We start from the raw sequence: 15,096 nt of genomic DNA on the forward strand, positions 1-15,096 counted from the left end.
ACGCTGGTGCGCCAAGAGGAGGAGGTCCACGATGCCAGAGCCAGTGGTTCCGCAACCGGACGGTCAGAAGACCCCGGAACAGCGGCTGGTCGACACCACCCTGACCTTCAGCATGGACATGGGGGCAGCACTCACCGCGGAGTCGGGGGTCTCGACCGAAGAACGCGACGCGATCAACGCGCTCCCGTCCGGGTCGGCGCTCCTCGTCGTGCGCCGCGGTCCGAACGTGGGTGCGCGGTTCCTCCTCGACTCAGACGTCACGACGGCCGGGCGCCACCCGGACGCCGACATCTTCCTCGACGACGTGACGGTCTCGCGCAAGCACGCCGAGTTCCTGCGACACGGGACGGCCTTCAGCGTGAAGGACAACGGGTCGCTCAACGGCACGTACTTCGACGGCGTCCGCATCGACGAAGCGCTGCTCACCGACGGGTCCGAGGTCCAGGTCGGCAAGTTCCGCCTCACCTTCTACGCCTCCCGGGTCGACCTGGCGCGCCTGGCGAACGCGTAGTGGCGGCGCGGTCCGCCGCGGCCCGTGCGGGGTCCGCGGTCCCGGACCTGCTCACCATCGGGCAGGTCATCGCACGCCTCAAACCCGAGTTCCCGGACCTGTCGAGCTCCAAGCTGCGCTTCCTCGAGGAACGCGAGCTCGTCACGCCGATCCGCACGGCGAGCGGCTACCGCAAGTTCTCGGCGGCCGACGTCGAGCGGCTCCGGATCGTGCTCGGCCTGCAGCGCGACCACTACCTGCCGCTCAAGGTCATCAAGGACTACCTCGCCGACCTCGACGCCGGGCGTGACCCCGTGCTCCCCGGTGGTGGGGACGCGCCGAAGCCGTCGATCCTCGCTCGTGAGCGGCGCCTCACACGGGACGAGACCGTCCGGGCGGCCGGCGCCACGCCGATGCTCCTGTCCGACGCCGTCTCGGCCTCACTGCTCCCCGCCGCGGACACGTACGCCGACGACTCGGTCGCGGTGCTCAAGGCGCTCGTCGAACTGCAGCGGACCGGGATCGAGCCGCGGCACCTCCGCACCATGCGGGGCGTGGCCGAGCGCGAGGTCGGGCTGATCGAGTCCGCCCTCATGCCGGTGTCCCGCCGCGGTGACGCCACCTCGCGGGCGAAGGCCACCGAGCTCGCGCGGGAGATCGCGGCGCACCTCGAGGTCATCCGGTCGAGCCTGATCCGCTCGGCCATCGGTCGTCTCGACGGATGACGGCCCGGTCGATCGGCCTGCTCCGGCGGACAGCTGCACCTGTCGGTCGTCGGTGGTCGGGGCGTATCCTCGACACGCCGGACGCGCCGGGGCGGATGTACCGGGCGCACCGCGTCCGAGTCGCTACCGTGGACCTCGGAACAACTCTCAACCCGTCGTTGAACCTTCGGGTGGGAGCTCGAACGTCGTGGAAGGCATGCACATGAGTGGGACTGACACCCCCGGTACCGAGTCCGAGATGACCCGGTACGACCTCGGCCTGCTCTTCACCGACGGTCTCCCCGAACACGACGAGCAGAACGGCTACCGCGGCACCGTCGCCGCCCGTGCCGCCGGCATCTCGTACCGTCAGCTCGACTACTGGGCCCGCACGGAGCTCGTGCAGCCGACGATCCGCGGGGCCGCCGGCTCCGGGTCGCAGCGGCTGTACGGCTTCCGCGACATCCTCGTGCTCAAGCTCGTGAAGCGCCTGCTCGACACGGGCATCTCGCTGCAGCAGATCCGAACCGCCGTGAACCAGCTGCGCGAGTCGGGCGTGTCCGACCTCGCCCAGACGACGCTCATGTCGGACGGCGCCTCGGTCTACCTGTGCACCTCCGACGACGAGGTCATCGACCTCGTGTCCCGCGGCCAGGGCGTCTTCGGCATCGCCGTCGGCAAGGTCCTGCGCGAGGTCGAGAGCTCCCTCGTCGAGCTCGACGCCACCCCGGCGGCCGACCCCGACGACGAGCTCGCAGCGCGCCGCGCTTCCCGCGCGTCCTGACGCCGGGGCGCGCCGCCTCCGATCCGCGAGCACGCGCTCGTGCACACCCGCTCGTCCGTGCGCGGACCCGCCCGTGTGCGCACCCGAGCCTGTCTTCGCCGAGCGAGCCATTTCTGTCCCGATCGACGGGCGTGCCCGACCGGAAGTGCACGGTCGGCGAACAGCACGCGGCGTGTCCTGCTCGCTCGACGGGTACCGCTGTCCGTCCGCACGGCGCCGCGGCCGAGGCCTCGGCTGCACGGCGCTCGACCGTGCGCGCGCGTGAAGCGGGACGACCGTCGGCGCCGAACGTGCAGGACACACCGTGCGCTGACCGCGCTGTGTGCAATGGTCGTCGCCGACGAGGGTCGAGCGGGACAGATCTGGCTCGCTCGCCGACGCCCCCCCCGGCCGACCCGCGCCGGACCGCGCGACGGACCTAGGCGGCGCCGCCCTCGGCGTACGGGCCGATCTTGCCCGTGCGCATGATGCGCTCGAGCAGCTGGTCGAAGTTGCGCGCCATCTCCTGCGCGGACTCGCCGGGCCACACGTGCAGGGGCTTCGCGGCACCCTGGGCCTGCTGGAGCGAGGTGCGCTCGGGCAGCTGCGGTGACAGGACGAGCGGACCGAACATGTCGCGGAGCTCCTTGATGCGGAACTGGTGCTCGAGCGACTGGACGCGGGCCCGGTTCACGATGATGCCGAGGGGCTGCAGCCGGGGGGAGAGACCGCGACGGATCTCCTCGATCGCGCGGAGGGCACGGTCGGCAGCCGCGACGGAGAACAGCCCCGGCTCGGTGACCACCGTGACGCGGTCGGACGCTGCCCAGGCGGTGCGGGTGAGGGCGTTCAGCGAGGGTGCGCAGTCGATGAGCACGAGCTCGTAGTCCTGCTCGACGTTCGCCAGCGCCTCCTCGAGCTTCCAGATGTCCCGGATGGAGGGGTGCGGACCGTCGAAGTTGATCGCCGAGGGGGAGCCGACGAGCACGTCGACCTTGCCCTGCGAGCCCTTCGTCCAGCCCGACGGGGCGATCGCCTGACGGACGACCTTCTCCTTCGGGTTCTCGAGGACGTCGGCGACGTTGAGGTGTCCGGAGATGTCGATGTCGAGGCCGGTGGAGACGTCCGACTGCGGGTCCAGGTCCACCACCAGCGTGCGCAGTCCCTTGGCGAACGCGGCCGAAGTCAGGCCGAGCGTCACCGTCGTCTTGCCGACACCACCCTTGAGGGAGCTCACGCTGAGTACATGCACGGTGAGCCACGTTACCGCCAGTAGGGTTGTGACACCTCAACCCGGGCTGAAAGGGACGTCGTGTTCAGCAAGATCCTCGTGGCGAACCGTGGCGAGATCGCCATCCGCGCGTTCCGTGCCGCGTACGAGCTGGGGGCGCGGACCGTCGCCGTCTACCCGTACGAGGACCGCAACTCCCTGCACCGTCTGAAGGCCGACGAGGCGTACGTCATCGGCGAGCGGGGCCACCCCGTCCGCGCGTACCTCGACGTCGCCGAGATCATCCGGGTCGCCCGCGAGTCGGGCGCCGACGCGATCTACCCCGGCTACGGCTTCCTGTCCGAGAACCCCGAGCTCGCGGCGGCCGCCGCGGCGAACGGCATCACCTTCATCGGCCCCGGCGAGCACGTCCTCGAGATGGCCGGCAACAAGGTCACCGCGAAGGAGCACGCGGTCGCGGCTGGTGTCCCCGTCCTCGCGAGCACCCCGGCGAGCCGCGACGTCGACGAGCTCCTCGCCGGTGCGGACGCGATCGGCTTCCCGGTCTTCGCGAAGGCCGTCGCCGGTGGTGGTGGTCGCGGCATGCGGCGTGTCGAGACGAAGGCCGAGCTCCGTGCCGCCCTCGAGGAGGCCATGCGCGAGGCCGACAGCGCCTTCGGTGACCCGACGATGTTCCTCGAGCAGGCCGTCATCCGGCCGCGGCACATCGAGGTGCAGGTCCTCGCCGACGCCACGGGCACCGGGGCCGGCACGATCCACCTGTTCGAGCGCGACTGCTCGGTGCAGCGCCGGAACCAGAAGGTGGTGGAGATCGCCCCTGCGCCGGACCTCGACCCGTCGATCGCCGCCGCCCTGCACCGCGACGCCGTCGCCTTCGCCCGGTCGATCGGGTACGTCAACGCCGGCACCGTGGAGTTCCTGCTGGACACCGAGGGCGAGCGCGCCGGGCAGCACGTCTTCATCGAGATCAACCCGCGCATCCAGGTCGAGCACACCGTGACCGAGGAGGTGACGGACGTCGACCTCGTGCAGTCGCAGATGCGCATCGCCGCGGGGGAGACCCTCGCCGACCTCGGCCTGACGCAGGACACCGTCAGCGTGCACGGCGCCGCCCTCCAGACCCGCATCACGACCGAGGACCCCACCCAGGGCTTCCGACCGGACACCGGGCGCATCACCACCTACCGCAGCCCGGGCGGCGCGGGCGTGCGGCTCGACGGCGGCACGGTCGCGACCGGCGCGCAGATCAGCCCGCACTTCGACTCGATGCTCGCGAAGATGACCTGCCGCGGCAGGGACTTCCCGGCGGCCGTCGCCCGCGCGAAGCGTGCGCTCGCGGAGTTCCGCATCCGCGGGGTCAGCACGAACATCCCGTTCCTGCAGGCCGTGCTCGACGACCCCGACTTCGCCCGCGGCGACGTCTCGACGAAGTTCATCGAGGAGCGCCCGCAGCTCTTCGGCGGCCACGTGTCGAAGGACCGCGGCACGAAGGTGCTCGGCTGGCTCGCCGACGTGACGGTGAACAAGCCGAACGGCGAGCGGCGCCCGCAGACCGTCGAGCCGAGCGAGAAGCTCCCTGCGGTCGACCTGTCGACCCCGCCGCCGGCCGGGCAGCGCGACCGGCTGGTCGCGATGGGTCCGGCGGCGTGGGCCCGGTCGCTCCGTGAGCAGACCGCCCTCGCCGTCACCGAGACGACGATGCGCGACGCCCACCAGTCACTCCTGGCGACCCGGGTCCGCACGAAGGACCTCGTCGCGGTCGCCCCGCACGTCGCCCGGTTGACCCCCCAGCTGCTCAGCGTCGAGGCCTGGGGCGGTGCGACGTACGACGTCGCGCTCCGGTTCCTCGGCGAGGACCCCTGGGAACGACTGAGCGCCCTGCGGGCCGCGATGCCGAACCTGCCGATCCAGATGCTGCTGCGCGGCCGGAACACGGTCGGCTACACGCCGTACCCGACCGAGGTCACCGACGCGTTCGTCGCCGAGGCCGCGGCCACCGGCGTCGACGTCTTCCGCGTGTTCGACGCCCTGAACGACGTGTCGCAGCTGCGTCCCGCGCTCGAGGCCGTGCTCGCCACCGACACGGCCGTCGCCGAGGCAGCCCTCTGCTACTCCGGCGACCTGCTCGACCCCGCCGAGGACCTCTACACGCTCGACTACTACCTCCGGCTCGCGGAACAGATGGTCGAGGCCGGCGCGCACGTCATCGGCATCAAGGACATGGCCGGCCTGCTCCGCGCGGGTGCGGCCGAGCGGCTCGTCGGCGCCCTGCGGGAGCGCTTCGACCAGCCCGTCCACGTGCACACGCACGACACGGCCGGCGGACAGCTCGCCACGCTCCTCGCCGCGGCCCGCGCGGGAGCGGACGCGGTGGACGTCGCGGCGGCCCCGATGGCCGGCACGACGAGCCAGCCGAGCATGTCCGCGCTCGTCGCCGCCCTGGCCCACACCGAGCGGGACACCGGGCTCGACCTGGCCGCGGTCGGCGCGCTCGAGCCCTACTGGGAGGCCGTTCGCCGCGCGTACGCGCCGTTCGAGTCCGGCCTGCCCGGGCCGACCGGCCGCGTGTACCACCACGAGATCCCGGGCGGGCAGCTCTCGAACCTCCGCCAGCAGGCCATCGCGCTCGGCCTCGGCGACCGCTTCGAGCAGGTCGAGGACTGGTACGCCGAGGCGAACCGCATTCTCGGTCGCCCGACCAAGGTCACGCCGTCCTCGAAGGTCGTCGGCGACCTCGCCCTGCAGCTCGCCGCGGTCGACGCCGACCCCGCCGACTTCGAGGAGAACCCCCAGAAGTACGACGTCCCGGACTCGGTCGTCGGCTTCATGGCCGGGGAGCTCGGCGACCTGCCCGGTGGCTGGCCGGAGCCGTTCCGGTCGAAGGTCCTCGCCGGGCGCGACGTCCGGCTCGAGGTCACCCCGGTGCCGGACGCCGAGCGCGCGCACCTCGCGACGCCCGGTCCCGAGCGGCAGCAGGCCCTGAACCGGCTGCTCTTCCCGCAGCCCACGCGCCAGTTCGCGAGTGTCCGCGAGCAGTACGGCGACCTGTCCGTCGTCCCGACCGTCGACTACCTCTACGGCCTGCGCCCCGGACAGGAGCACGTGGTGCCGCTCGGCCGCGGCGTGAACCTGTTCGTCGGGCTCGAGGCGATCGGCGAGGTGGACGAGCGCGGGATGCGCACGGTGATGGCGACCCTCAACGGCCAGCTCCGCCCCGTGTCCGTCCGCGACCGTTCGGTCGAGGTCGAGACCAAGGCCGCCGAACGCGCGGACAAGGCGGACCCGAAGCACGTCGCGGCCCCGTTCTCGGGTGTCGTGACGCTCAAGGTCGCCGTCGGTGACGTCGTCGAGGCCGGTCAGGCCGTGGCGAGCATCGAGGCGATGAAGATGGAAGCGGCCATCACGGCGCCCGTGTCGGGCACCGTCGGCCGTCTCGCGATCCCGGCGACCCAGCAGGTGGACGCCGGCGACCTCCTGGTGGTGCTGCAGTAACGTGACCGTCCGTCCCATCCGCCTGTTCGGCGACCCCGTCCTCCGTTCGCCCGCCGACCCGGTCCGCATCGGTGCCGACGGCGTCCGTGAACTCGTGCAGGACCTCATCGACACCGTCAAGGAGCCCGGGCGCGCCGGTGTCGCCGCCCCGCAGATCGGCGTGGGCCTCCGGGCGTTCTCGTACAACGTCGACGGTCAGGTCGGGTACGTGCTCAACCCGGAGCTCGTCGAGGTCTCCGGTGAACCCGAGCTGATGGACGAGGGCTGCCTGTCCGTGCCCGGCCTGGGCTACCCGACCAGGCGCTTCCCGCACGCGAAGGTCCGCGGCGTCGACGTCGACGGCAACCCGGTGGTGCTCGAGGGCGACGGCCTGATGGCCGAGGCGCTGCAGCACGAGTGCGACCACCTCGACGGCACCGTGTACGTCATGACGCTCGACCCGGAGACCCGCCGGCAGGCCCTGCGGGACATCCGAGCGCAGGACTGGTTCCACTGATCGGGGGCGCGGGACCGCACGTTCCGTTGCGGTCTCCCGTGACACCCCTTCGCGGGATTGTCGGTTCGTCCTGACGAGGAGGTACCGTGTCCCGGTCGGCACCCACCGACGTGTCACCCCATCACCCAGGACGAGCACCATGGCCTCACAGAACGACGAGCTCAGCTCTCACCGCACCCGCACCAACCGCCGCCCCGAGCCGGTCCCCGTGGCGACCGCCGCGACGGGCGTCATCGCCGACGTCGACATGGAGGTCGCGCAGGCTGGCTGAGCCGGGCGCGGCGCCGCGGCGCCGTCCCGACTGGCAACGCACTGGAGGCCCGGTGCCGGTCCCACGGACCGGCACCGGGCCTCCAGTCTGCCGTCAGCCCGACCACCGTCAGCCGCGTCGACGACGCGACGCCACGACGGGCGTGGCGGTGGTCTGCACCTTCGAGCCGGAGTAGATGTGCTCGACGTCCGCTGCGAAGTCGCGCATCACGATCGCCCGCTTGATGGTGAGCTTCGGGGTGAGGTGCCCGGACGCCTCGGTGAGCTCGGTGTCGAGGATCGTGAACGACCGGACCGACTCGGCCCGCGAGACCCGCTGGTTCGCGGTGTCGATCGCCTCCTGCACCGCCTGGTGCACGCGCTCGTCGTAGGCGGCCTCGCGCGGTGAGAGACCTGGGACGATGCCGCGCGCCTCGCACCACCCGGGGAGCATGTCGCGGTCCAGGGTCACGAGGGCGGCGACGAAGGGCTTGCCCTCGCCGACGACCACGACCTGCCCGACGAGCGGGTGCTCGCGGATGCCGTCCTCGAGCGGTGCCGGGGCGACGTTCTTGCCGCTCGCCGTGACGATGAGCTCCTTCGCGCGGCCGGTGACGGTGAGGACGCCGTCGCCGTCGAGCCGGCCGAGGTCGCCGGTGCGGAACCAGCCGTCCTCGAACGCCTTCGCGGTGGCCTCCTCGTTCTTCCAGTACCGGTCGAACACGTCGACCCCGCGGATGAGGATCTCGCCGTCGTCGGCGGTCCGGACCTCCACGCCGGGCAGGGCCCGCCCGACCGTGCCGATCCGGAGCTCGGCGGCCCGGTTCACGGTCGCGGGGGCGGTGGTCTCGGTGAGGCCGTAGCCCTCGAGGATGAGCACCCCGATCGAGCGGAAGAAGTGCGACAGCCGCGGGGACAGCGGCGCCGAACCGCTGATGGCGTACTGCACCCGGCCGCCGATCGCGGCGCGGAGCTTGGCGTAGACGAGCTTGTCGAGCAGGGCGAAGCGGAGCTTCAGGCCGAGCGGGACCCGGCCGGCTGCGAGGGCCTCGGAGTGCGCGACGGCGACACCGGCGGCGGCGCGGAAGACCTTGCCCTTCCCGCCGAGGTCGGCCTTCTGCTCGGCGGAGTTGTAGATCTTCTCGAAGACGCGCGGCACCGCGAGCAGGAACGTCGGCTTGAAGGTCGACACGGCCTGCATGAGGTCGCGGGTGTCCGGCTCGTGCCCGACGAGCACGCCGGTCGACACGGACATCGCCGCGATGAAACGGGCGAAGACGTGGGCCATCGGGATGAAGAGGAGCGTCGAGGACCCCTCGGCGACCACCTCGGGCATCGCCTCGGTCGCGCCCTCGACGGTCGCGGTGAAGTTGTCGTGACGCAGGACGCAGCCCTTGGGTCGACCGGTCGTGCCCGACGTGTAGATGATCGTCGCGTCGTCGTGCCCGTGCACGTCGGCGGTGCGGGCGTCGAGCTCGGCGTCGGTGACGGTCTCGCCGAGCCGGGTCAGGTCGTCGAGCCCGCCGCCGTCGATCGTCCAGTGCTGCCCGAGGAGCGGCAGGTCGGGGGCGATCGAGGCCACGCGGCGCGCGTGCTCCTCTTGTTCGACGACGATCGCGACGGTCTCCGAGTCGGACAGGATCCAGCGGACCTGGTCGGGGGAGCTCGTCTCGTAGACGGGCACGGACACGAGCCCGGCGGTCCACACGGCGAAGTCGACCAGCGTCCACTCCAACCGGGTGCGGGACAGGATCGCGATGTGCGCTCCGGGCTCCAGGCCGGCGGCGACGAAGCCCTTCGCGATGCCGCGGACGCGGGCGAGCACGTCCGCCGCGGTGATGGTGGTCCACGTGTCGCCGTGGCGTTCGGCGAGGATCGGCCGGTCCGGGGTGCGTCGGGCACGCTCCGAGAGCAGTCGGGCCGCGGAGCCGTGGTCGGGCGCGGAGGTGGGTGCGGGCTGCCGCTGATCGTTCACGGTTGACTCCCTTGTCGGCCGATTCGATACGAGGACGCCTCAGCGACGAGGCGACACCGTCAGCATATGGGCAGCAGCCGGGGGTTCCGTGTGCATCCGGGCGTCGCGGACGTTCTCCGTGGCCACCGGGAGACGGTAGGGTCGATGCTCGTGCATGCCATCGGAATCGACATCGGGGGCACCAAGATCGCGGGAGCGGTCGTGACGGAACTCGGCGAGATCGTCGCCGAGGACCGCGTGGCCACCAACGCGGCGGACCCGGACGCCATGCTCGACGACGTCGTGACCATGGTGTCGCGACTCCGGGCGGCCCACGAGGTCGGCGCGGTGGGCGTCGCGGCCCCTGGCTTCATCGACGCCTCGCAGTCGATCGTCTACTACACGCCGAACATCCGGTGGCGGAACGAACCCCTGCGGCAGAAGCTCCAGGAGCGGCTCGGCGACCTGCACATCACGGTCGACAACGACGCGAACGCCGCCGGCTGGGCGGAGTTCCGCTTCGGTGCCGGCCGGCTCGTGTCGGACATGACCATGCTGACCATCGGTACCGGGGTCGGCGGCGCGATCGTGACCGAGGACCGCCTGTTCCGCGGCGGCTTCGGCACCGGCGGCGAGATCGGGCACCTGCGCATCGTCCCGAACGGGCTGCCGTGCGGCTGCGGTGCCCGCGGCTGCATCGAGCAGTACGGCTCGGGTCGTGCCCTGCAGCGCATGGCGAACGACGTCGCGGACGCCGGCGGCATCGGTTCCGCCCTGGCCGACGCCCGCGAGCAGAACGGTGGCCAGCTCGACGGCAGGATCGTCGGCGACCTGATCCTGGCGGACGACCCGGGCGCCCTCGCGGCCCTCCGCCGACTCGGCCGTCACCTCGGCGAGGCCTGCGCGTCGCTCTCCGCCGTGCTCGACCCGCAGCTCTTCGTGTTCGGCGGCGGTGTCGCCAGCGCGGGGGACCGGCTGCTCGAGCCGATCAAGCAGGCCTACCTGAGCAACCTGCCGGCGCGCGGCTACCACCCGGAGCCCGACTTCGTCATCGCCGAGCTCGTGAACGACGCCGGCGTCGTCGGTGCCGCGGACCTCGCCCGGATCCACGCCCGCACGGCGTAGGGTCGCCTCGGCGAACGACTGGAGTCGACGATGACCTACTGGCTGCTGAAGAACTTCCTGCTCGGCCCGCTCATCCTCACCCTGTTCCGACCGTGGGTCATCGGGCGCGAGCACGTCCCCGCGAAGGGGCCGGTGATCTTCGCCTCGAACCACATCTCGTTCATCGACTCGGTGATCCTGCCGGCCGTGCTGGACCGCCGGATGTCGTTCCTCGCGAAGAGCGACTACTTCACCGGCCGGGGGCTCAAGGGCTGGGCGACGAAGACGTTCTTCAACGCCATCGGCCAGCTCCCGATCGACCGCTCCGGCGGCAAGGCATCAGAGGCGTCGCTCCGCACCGGACTCCAGGTCCTCGCCCGCGGCGAGCAGCTCGGCATCTACCCCGAGGGCACGCGCAGCCCCGACGGCAAGCTGTACCGCGGTCGCACCGGCATCGCCCGGATGATCCTCGAGGGGCGCGTCACCGTCGTGCCGGTCGCGATGATCGGCACGCGCGAGGTGCAGCAGATCGGCCAGAAGTTCCCGAAGTTCAAGCGGGTCGGCGTCGTGTTCGGCAAGCCGCTCGACTTCTCGCGTTTCGAGGGCTTCGAGACCGACCGCTTCATCCTCCGGAGCGTCACGGACGAGGTCATGCACGAGCTCGCCGGGCTGAGCCGGCAGGAGTACGTCGACGTCTACGCGACGAGCGTCAAGGAGCGCGCGAGCAGCGCCCGCGAGCAGGTCATGAAGGACCGGGCAGCGGCACCCGGACGGTAGGATCTGAGGACTCCGGCGCCCGCCGGTGCGCCTGCGCCGCAGGCGGTACGCCCCAGAACCCCCGAGGTACCACCGTGCTCGAGTCGACCGACTTCGTCGCCCTGCAGGATCCGGACGTGATCGAGGGCCTCGACCACTGGCGGACGCTCCCGATCAAGCAGCAGCCGACCTGGCCGGACACCGCCGCGGCCGAGGCCGCCTCGGCCGAGATCGCCACGCTTCCCCCGCTCGTGTTCGCCGGCGAGGTCGACAAGCTCCGCGATAGGCTCGCTGCAGCCGCCTCGGGCCGCGCGTTCCTGCTCCAGGGCGGTGACTGCGCCGAGACCTTCGCCGGCGCGACCGCTGACTCCATCCGCGACCGCGTCAAGACGATCCTGCAGATGGCCGTCGTCCTGACCTACGGCGCCTCGATGCCGATCATCAAGATGGGTCGCATGGCGGGGCAGTTCGCCAAGCCGCGCTCGAGCGACTTCGAGACGCGCGGCGACGTCACGCTGCCGGCCTACCGCGGCGACATCGTCAACGGGTACGACTTCACGCCGGAGAGCCGCCAGGCCGACCCGCGGCGCCTCGTGCAGGGGTACCACACGGCCGCCTCCACGCTGAACCTCGTGCGCGCCTTCACGCAGGGCGGGTTCGCGGACCTCCGCCAGGTGCACTCGTGGAACAAGGGCTTCGCGTCGAACCCGGCGAACGCCCGGTACGAGCACATGGCGCAGGAGATCGACCGCGCGGTCCGCTTCATGGACGCCTGCGGTGCCGACTTCGAGGCGCTCAAGCACACCGAGTTCTACGCCTCGCACGAAGGCCTGCTCATGGACTACGAGCGCCCGATGACCCGGATCGACTCCCGCTCCGGGCAGGCGTACGACACCTCCGGCCACTTCATCTGGATCGGGGAGCGCACGCGCGACATCGACGGTGCGCACGTCGACTTCCTGTCGCGGGTGCGGAACCCGATCGGCGTGAAGCTCGGCCCGACGACCTCGGTCGACGACATGCGTGCCCTGGTCGACAAGCTGGACCCGGAGCGCGAGCCCGGCCGGCTCACGTTCATCACCCGCATGGGCGCCGGCAAGATCCGCGACGAGCTCCCGAAGCTCCTCGAGGCGATCAAGGGCATGGACGCGAAGCCGCTCTGGGTCACCGACCCGATGCACGGCAACGGCCTGACCACGCCCACGGGCTACAAGACCCGCCGCTTCGACGACGTCGTGGACGAGGTCCTCGGCTTCTTCGAGGCGCACCGGCAGGTCGGCACGTACCCCGGCGGCATGCACGTCGAGCTCACCGGTGACGACGTCACGGAGTGCCTCGGCGGGTCGGAGCAGATCGACGAGGCGACCCTGGCCACCCGGTACGAGTCGCTGTGCGACCCACGCCTGAACCACATGCAGTCGCTCGAGCTCGCGTTCCTCGTCGCCGAGGAGCTCAGCGCGCACCCGTACCAGCGGGCGTAGCCACGAGCGGCCCGCGGGACGGGCTCACGGACGGGAGGCGCGGTGCCAGCTGGCACCGCGCCTCCCGTTCGTCGCCTGGTCGCCGTGCGACCGCCCGCGACGTTCCTACCCATCGCGGGTGTGATGGGAGGACGATCCGCGCGTCGGAGGGCGGAAGGAACGACGTTCTACGCGCGGATCGGTCTCCGACGCGCGGAACGTCCTTCGACGCGCGGAACGAGCCCCGACGCGCGGAACGGTCTCCGACGCGCGGAACGGCCTGCGGCGGGCGGGACGGGCTCAGTCGTCGTAGGCGAGGGTGATCGTGTCGCCGCGGTGCACCGTCGACTTGGCCGGCGGGTCCGTCGAGGTCACGGGCAGGACAGACTTCCAGTCCGAGATGCGGCACAGGATGTTCGTGCAGTCCGGCACCTTCACCTGGAGCCCGAGGGCCTCGAGCGTGCTCGTGGCGTCGCGCACCGTCTTGCCCGCGACGTCCGGCAGCGCGATCGGCGCCGGACCCTTCGACACCACGAGGTCGACCGCCGAGCCCTGCTTCGCAGGGTCGTCCTGCACCGACTGCGAGATGACCTGGCCGCTCGGGACGTCGTCCGAGAACTGCGCGGACTGCGCGCCCACGGTCAGCCCGACGGCGTCGAGGGCGGCGGTGGCGTCGGCGACGGACTTGCCGGCGACGTCCGGCACCGGTCCGAGCGACACCGTGAGGGTCACCGGGCCGCGTTCGCCGTACTGCTGCACCTGCGCGAGGTCGACGGTCGCACCGTCGGTGCCGACGCCGGTCGCCGCGATGACGGTGTCCTTCGGCGCGTCGGCAGAGAACTGGTACTGGTCGTCCTGCAGCTGGAAGTCGTCGTCGAGCGCGGCCGTCACGGTCGACACCGGCTGGCCGACGATGGCCGGCAGGGTGATCAGCCGCGGGCCGTCCGACACGACGATCTGGACGGCCGTGCCCTTCCGGACCTCGCGGTCGGCGGCGGGCTTCGTCGTGGAGACCTGACCCTTCGCGACGACGGCGTCGAAGCGGGTCGCCGTCGCGCGGGCGGTCTGGAGCCCCTGGGCCTCGAGCAGCTGCCGGGCCTGGGAGACGGACTTGCCCGTGACCTCGGGGATCCGGACGTTGCCCCACGGTCCGGGTCCGAACGCCCAGCCGACGACCCCGGCGGCCAGGACGAGCACGAGCACGATCGCCAGGGCGATCCAGCCGCGCTTCCGGCGCCGTGCCGACAGGTCCGCCAGGCGCTGCCCGGCGGGGGAGAGGACGCCCGGCTGGGATCCGGTGCGTCGCAGGCCCGGTGCACCCCGGCGGACCGGGGAGCGCGTGTCCGCCGGCGTCCGGTCGAGCACGGTCGTCGGGTCGTCGGTGTCCGGTGCCGAGTCCGGCGAGGCGCCGCCGGCCGGGAGGATCGCGGTCGCGTTCTCGGGGCGCAGGACAGCCGTGCGGTACTGCCCGGTGGCACGCTGCTGGTTGCCCGACATGTGGTCGAGCAGTTCGCGCGCGTCGCGGGGGCGGTCCTCGGGGTCGCGGGCCGTGGCCCAGGCGACGAGGTCGTCGAGCTCCGGCGGGACCCCCGGAACGGCGGCGCTCGGCGCGGGCACGGTGTCGTTCGCGTGCTGGTACGCGATCTGCATCGGCTGGTCGCCCTTGTACGGCTGCTCGCCGGTGAGCATCTCGTAGAGCATGATGCCGAGCGCGTAGATGTCGCTCCGGGAGTCCGCCGCGCCGCGCGTGACGAGCTCGGGGGACAGGTACGCGATCGTCCCGAGCAGGGCGGCACCGGTCGCGGTGTTCGCGGTCGTTGCACGGGCGAGCCCGAAGTCGCCGAGCTTGATCCGGCCGTCGTCGGCGAGCAGGACGTTCTCGGGCTTGAGGTCGCGGTGCACGATCCCGGCGCGGTGGGCCGAGGCCAGGCCGGCGAGCACGGCGCGGAGGATGTCCGTCGCCTGCTCCGGGGTCAGCGCGTGGTGCTCCTGCAGCAGGTCCCGCAGCGTGATGCCCGGGATGTACTCCATCACGATGTACGCCGTGTCGTCCTCGGCGCCCTGGTCGTACACGCCGACCAGGTTCGGGTGCGACAGCCGGGCGGCGCTCCGGGCCTCCTGGATGAAGCGCTCCCGGAAGGCCTGGTCGTCGGCCAGGTGCCCGTGCATGATCTTGATCGCGACCCGGCGCTCGAGCCGGACGTCGGTCGCGAGGTACACGGTCGCCATGCCCCCGCGCGCGATGCGGGAGCGCACGCGGTACCGCTGGTCGATCATGCGACCGATCATCGGGTCCGTGGCGGCGTTCGTGGTCATCGGCGGCATTCTACGAAGCGGCGCTGGCCGGTCCCGCACTGACGCACCGGTCGTGACCCAATCTCGATCTCGAGGATGAGT

At 71.8% G+C, this 15,096-nt stretch carries 12 protein-coding genes; 9 read left to right on the plus strand and 3 right to left on the minus strand.

Annotation, left to right across the window (positions count from 1 at the left end; translation table 11 throughout):
• The first annotated feature begins 31 nt into the window (after positions 1-31).
• The 3 genes from DEU32_RS12575 to DEU32_RS12585 all read left to right on the plus strand — a co-directional run bounded on the left by DEU32_RS12575 (position 32) and on the right by DEU32_RS12585 (position 1,978).
• Entirely contained in the window at positions 32-511 is a 480-nt protein-coding gene (locus tag DEU32_RS12575) for an FHA domain-containing protein (RefSeq protein WP_058742405.1), read from the plus strand.
• Entirely contained in the window at positions 511-1,215 is a 705-nt protein-coding gene (locus tag DEU32_RS12580; protein WP_114850856.1) for a MerR family transcriptional regulator, read from the plus strand. Before DEU32_RS12575 ends, DEU32_RS12580 begins: the two co-directional genes overlap by 1 nt.
• A 202-nt stretch (positions 1,216-1,417) precedes the next feature.
• Positions 1,418-1,978 (plus strand): MerR family transcriptional regulator, encoded by a 561-nt coding sequence (locus DEU32_RS12585; RefSeq protein WP_058729221.1) that lies wholly within the window; start codon positions 1,418-1,420, stop codon positions 1,976-1,978.
• A 418-nt stretch (positions 1,979-2,396) separates the two neighbouring features.
• Here the strand turns inward: DEU32_RS12585 and DEU32_RS12590 are convergent, their stop codons facing one another.
• The gene (locus DEU32_RS12590; protein ID WP_114850858.1) at positions 2,397-3,209 is read right to left on the minus strand and encodes a ParA family protein; all 813 of its coding nucleotides are present in this window, start codon (positions 3,207-3,209) and stop codon (positions 2,397-2,399) included.
• A gap of 60 nt (positions 3,210-3,269) precedes the next feature.
• Here DEU32_RS12590 and DEU32_RS12595 point away from each other — a divergent pair, with 60 nt between their 5' ends.
• From DEU32_RS12595 to DEU32_RS17560, 3 genes are all read left to right on the plus strand, one after another.
• Positions 3,270-6,680, plus strand: a complete 3,411-nt coding sequence (locus tag DEU32_RS12595; protein ID WP_114850859.1) for a pyruvate carboxylase — start codon at positions 3,270-3,272, stop codon at positions 6,678-6,680.
• Position 6,681: 1 nt separating this feature from the next.
• Positions 6,682-7,176 carry a peptide deformylase gene (locus tag DEU32_RS12600; protein ID WP_114850860.1) on the plus strand — a complete coding sequence of 165 codons (495 nt, stop codon included), beginning with the start codon at positions 6,682-6,684 and terminating at the stop codon, positions 7,174-7,176.
• Positions 7,177-7,315: 139 nt separating this feature from the next.
• Positions 7,316-7,447: a hypothetical protein gene (locus tag DEU32_RS17560; RefSeq protein WP_257222091.1), complete on the plus strand. Its 132-nt coding sequence runs from the start codon at positions 7,316-7,318 to the stop codon at positions 7,445-7,447.
• Between the two features lie 108 nt (positions 7,448-7,555).
• On the opposite strand, the gene DEU32_RS12605 is transcribed toward DEU32_RS17560, so the two are convergent.
• Entirely contained in the window at positions 7,556-9,400 is a 1,845-nt protein-coding gene (locus DEU32_RS12605) for a long-chain fatty acid--CoA ligase (RefSeq protein WP_114850861.1), read from the minus strand.
• A 150-nt stretch (positions 9,401-9,550) separates the two neighbouring features.
• Between DEU32_RS12605 and DEU32_RS12610 the strand changes: the two genes are divergently transcribed.
• The 3 genes from DEU32_RS12610 (at position 9,551) to DEU32_RS12620 (ending at position 12,720) form a co-directional block, all read left to right on the plus strand.
• On the plus strand, positions 9,551-10,504 hold the full coding sequence (locus tag DEU32_RS12610) for an ROK family glucokinase (RefSeq protein ID WP_058742408.1): 954 nt from the start codon (positions 9,551-9,553) through the stop codon (positions 10,502-10,504).
• Positions 10,505-10,534: 30 nt separating this feature from the next.
• Complete coding sequence (locus DEU32_RS12615) at positions 10,535-11,260, plus strand: 1-acyl-sn-glycerol-3-phosphate acyltransferase (protein ID WP_058742399.1); 726 nt, start codon at positions 10,535-10,537, stop codon at positions 11,258-11,260.
• Between the two features lie 116 nt (positions 11,261-11,376).
• Positions 11,377-12,720, plus strand: a complete 1,344-nt coding sequence (locus DEU32_RS12620) for a class II 3-deoxy-7-phosphoheptulonate synthase (protein WP_114850887.1) — start codon at positions 11,377-11,379, stop codon at positions 12,718-12,720.
• Positions 12,721-12,999: 279 nt separating this feature from the next.
• Here the strand turns inward: DEU32_RS12620 and pknB are convergent, their stop codons facing one another.
• Complete coding sequence (pknB, locus tag DEU32_RS12625; RefSeq protein ID WP_258554867.1) at positions 13,000-15,015, minus strand: Stk1 family PASTA domain-containing Ser/Thr kinase; 2,016 nt, start codon at positions 15,013-15,015, stop codon at positions 13,000-13,002.
• Positions 15,016-15,096 lie beyond the last annotated feature (81 nt).

Origin of the sequence: Curtobacterium sp. AG1037 (assembly GCF_003349855.1) — a bacterium.
Classification (GTDB): Bacteria; Actinomycetota; Actinomycetes; order Actinomycetales; family Microbacteriaceae; genus Curtobacterium; species Curtobacterium citreum.

Coding starts and splice junctions, on each gene's coding strand:
- DEU32_RS12575 (WP_058742405.1), top strand. CDS start 32: ATGCCAGAGCCAGTGGTTCCGCAACCGGACGGTCAGAAGACCCCGGAA.
- DEU32_RS12585 (WP_058729221.1), top strand. CDS start 1,418: ATGAGTGGGACTGACACCCCCGGTACCGAGTCCGAGATGACCCGGTAC.
- DEU32_RS17560 (WP_257222091.1), top strand. CDS start 7,316: ATGGCCTCACAGAACGACGAGCTCAGCTCTCACCGCACCCGCACCAAC.
- DEU32_RS12615 (WP_058742399.1), top strand. CDS start 10,535: ATGACCTACTGGCTGCTGAAGAACTTCCTGCTCGGCCCGCTCATCCTC.
- pknB (WP_258554867.1), bottom strand. CDS start 15,015: ATGACCACGAACGCCGCCACGGACCCGATGATCGGTCGCATGATCGAC.